We start from the raw sequence: 3,628 nt of genomic DNA on the forward strand, positions 1-3,628 counted from the left end.
AGTGGGCTTCGTCCACAGCAACCATGGAGATTTTGATACTTTTTACTAAATTTATAAATATATATGTATTCAATCTTTCTGGAGCTATGTATAAAATTTTATATTTATTTGCTTTTAAGCTTTGTAATCTAATATTGAATTCTCTATCACTAAGAGTACTATTTATATAGGTTGCAGGTATTCCCATTTCTTTTAATGAATCTACTTGATCTTTCATAAGAGAAATTAAAGGTGAAATAACTATGGTCATACCATCCATTAAAACTCCGGGCAATTGATAACAAAGAGATTTACCACCACCAGTAGGCATTACCCCCAATACATCTTTACCTTTTAGAGTCCCTTCTATTAAAGTTTTTTGACCTTCTTTGAACTCATCATATCCAAAAAAATTTTTCAATCCTTCATAAATATCCATTTCATAACCCCTGTTCTAATAAATACTTTTATATTATTATAACATAGTTTAATTAATTTAACATATTGAGATATAGCTAAAATAGGGTATAGATTTTATAGGATAAAATTAGAAAATAATAGTATACTAAAGTTGATTAAACTATTAATTAGTGATATCTTTAATTTAAATTAATAATATTTGAAACATTGAAATAATGAAAAGGAGGAAGTTATGTTGAAATTAGGTAGTGTTTATTATGGATTTAAACTAATAGAAGAAAAAGAAATTAAGGAAATTCAATCTACAGCAAGAATATTTATTCATGAAAAAACTCAAGCAAAACTACTGCATTTAGAGAATACTGATGATAATAAGGTGTTTTCCATAGGTTTTAGAACTCCGCCTTCAGATAGCACAGGAGTTCCTCATATTATAGAACATTGTGTTCTATCTGGATCTAAAAAATATACTACAAAAGAACCCTTTATGGATATGGTAAAAGGTTCTTTACAGACCTTCTTAAATGCCATGACCTTTAGTGATAAAACTTTGTATCCCGTAGCAAGTAGAAACGAAAAAGATTTTTTAAACTTAATGGATGTCTATTTAGATGCAGTATTTTATCCTAAAATTTATGAAATACCTGAAATTTTTATGCAAGAAGGGTGGCATCATGAAATATTTGATGAAGAAGAAAAAATTAGATATAAAGGAGTAGTCTATAATGAAATGCAAGGAGCATATTCTTCTCCAGAAAGGATATTGGGAGAAAATATAGGTAAATCCTTATATCCTGATACCTGCTACCAATATTCTTCTGGTGGAAATCCAGATATAATTCCTAAGCTTAGTTATGAAGCTTTTTTAGATTTTCATAGAAAATTCTACCATCCATCTAATAGCTATATATATCTATATGGCAATGGAAATATTGAAAAACAGCTTAAACATATAGATGAAAATTATCTATATAATTTTGATAAAGCTGAAATCCATTCAACTATTGGAATTCAAAAACCTTTTAGCTCAAAAAATGAAATAATAGATTATTACCCTATTTCCAATGAAGAAAACGATGAAAATCGCAGCTATCTAAGCTTGAACTTCGTACTAGGAGAAAATACAGACCCAGAAATCTATCTTATGACTAGTATACTAAGCCAGTTGCTAGTAGAATCAGAAGCAGCACCATTGAAAAAAGCTTTACTAGATGAGGGCATAGGAGAAGATGTTTTCCCTATTACCTCTGGAGGCCTACAACCAAGCTTTGGTATAGTTGCTAAAAATACTTCCATAAATAAAAAAGAACAGTTTGAAAAAGTGATCTTTGAAACATTAAACAATTTAGTTAAAAATGGAATAGATAGAAAGCTAATTGAAGCCTGTATCAATATAGTTGAATATGACCTTAGAGAAGCATCAAAATTTCCAACCAAAGGTATTGTCTATAATATGGTATCTTTAGATAGTTGGCTATATGATGGAGACCCTTTAGTCCATTTACAATTTGATAAAACTTTAAATAAGCTAAAATCCAATATGGATACTTGTTATTTTGAAAATTTCATCAAAGAAAAAATCATTGGCAATCCTCATAGTTCTTTGGTAATAATTGAACCTAAAAAAGGATTAGGAGAAGAAAAACATAGGATTATAGAAGAAAAATTAAATGAATATAAAAAATCTTTAAGCCCAGAGGAAATTAAAGAATTAATTGAGGAAAATAATAAACTAAAGGAAATGCAGGTTGCCGATGATTCGGAAGAAGCTAAAGCTACTATCCCTAAACTCTCCATAGCCGATGTAGAACCAAAAGCCCAAGTTATCCCTCAGAAGATAATTAAAGAAGATAAGTTGACAATATTGTCTCATAATATATTTACAAGTAAAATTGCTTATGTAGATTTTTATTTTGATATTAGCATGGTAGAGGAAAAGTTAATCCCTTATATTAATCTACTGATAGGATTGCTAGGGAAAATAGATACTAACAAAAGACCTTACTCCCAATTAGCCAATGAAATCTACATCCATACTGGTGGCATAGACTTTGATGTTACCTGTTACGACCAAAAGAATAGTGATGAATTATACCATCCTAAACTTATTGTGAAAGGAAAAGCCATAGGGGATAATATAACCAAAATGATGGAGCTTATTTCTGAATTGATTACCCAATCAAAAATTGAAGATAAGAAACGTATTAAAGAATTATTCCAACAGATGAAATCACGAATAGAAATGACCATGTTTGATGCAGGACACTCGGTAGCCGCTAGTAGAGTTAGCTCCTATTTTTCACCTTCTAAAAAGTATATGGAAAGGTTAAAAGGTCTAGACTTCTATTGGTTCTTATCTGATATACTTGAAACTTTTGATAGCAATAGTGAAGAAATTTTATCTAATTTGAATAAGGTTTATAATATGGTATTTAGCGCAGATAATTTAATCCTTAGCTTTACTGGAGACGAGAATGATTTTTCATTGGTAAAGGCTAATTTACCTATTGTAATAGATAAACTTAATATACTAGACTTTCAACCTATAAAATATGGCTTTGCTGAAGAAAGGTTAAATGAAGGTATATTATCTTCAGCTAATGTCCAATACGTTTCAAAAGGATATAATTTTAGGAGACTAGGATTTAACTATAATGGTAGCATGAGAGTTTTATCCACCATATTGAGTAGAGATTATCTTCACAATAAGATTAGAGCCCAGGGTGGAGCCTATGGTGCAGGTATTCTATTGGATAGAACTGGCCATATAGTAACCTTCTCCTATAGGGACCCAAATTTAGATAGGACTATTCAGGTATATGATAAAATGGCAGATTATATCGATAGTTTAAATATAGATGAAGAAGAATTGACTACCTATATAATAGGAACTATGAGCCAATTAGATCCAGCTACCACTCCCCATATGAAGGGGCAGATTGCAACAAATAGATATATTTCAAAGATAACTCAAGAAGATATTCAAAAAACAAGGGATGAAGTTTTGGCTACAAAACTTGAAGATATAAAGGCCTTTATACCTCTAATTGATAAGGCTATGAAAGAAGATTATCTATGTGTATTAGGCAATGAAAATATGATTAAGGATAATGAGAAACTATTTAATAAGCTTGTACAGCTGAAGAAATAGTAGTAAAAATAATGTAATTCCAGATTTTCAAGAAAGCACAGAGGACACTTAAGCAATATTTTAATGGCCAAGATGACC

General features: G+C 30.1%; 2 protein-coding genes. One reads left to right on the forward strand and one right to left on the reverse strand.

Annotation, left to right across the window (positions count from 1 at the left end; genetic code table 11):
• On the reverse strand, positions 1-418 hold a 418-nt coding region (locus VK998_RS10465; protein WP_325228073.1), incomplete at its 3' end, for a DEAD/DEAH box helicase.
• Positions 419-631: 213 nt separating this feature from the next.
• On the opposite strand from VK998_RS10465, the gene VK998_RS10470 reads away from it, so the two are divergent.
• Complete coding sequence (locus tag VK998_RS10470) at positions 632-3,550, forward strand: insulinase family protein (protein ID WP_325228074.1); 2,919 nt, start codon at positions 632-634, stop codon at positions 3,548-3,550.
• Positions 3,551-3,628: the final 78 nt, after the last annotated feature.

Origin of the sequence: Schnuerera sp. (assembly GCF_035459645.1) — a bacterium.
Taxonomy (GTDB): Bacteria; Bacillota; Clostridia; order Tissierellales; family Tepidimicrobiaceae; genus Schnuerera.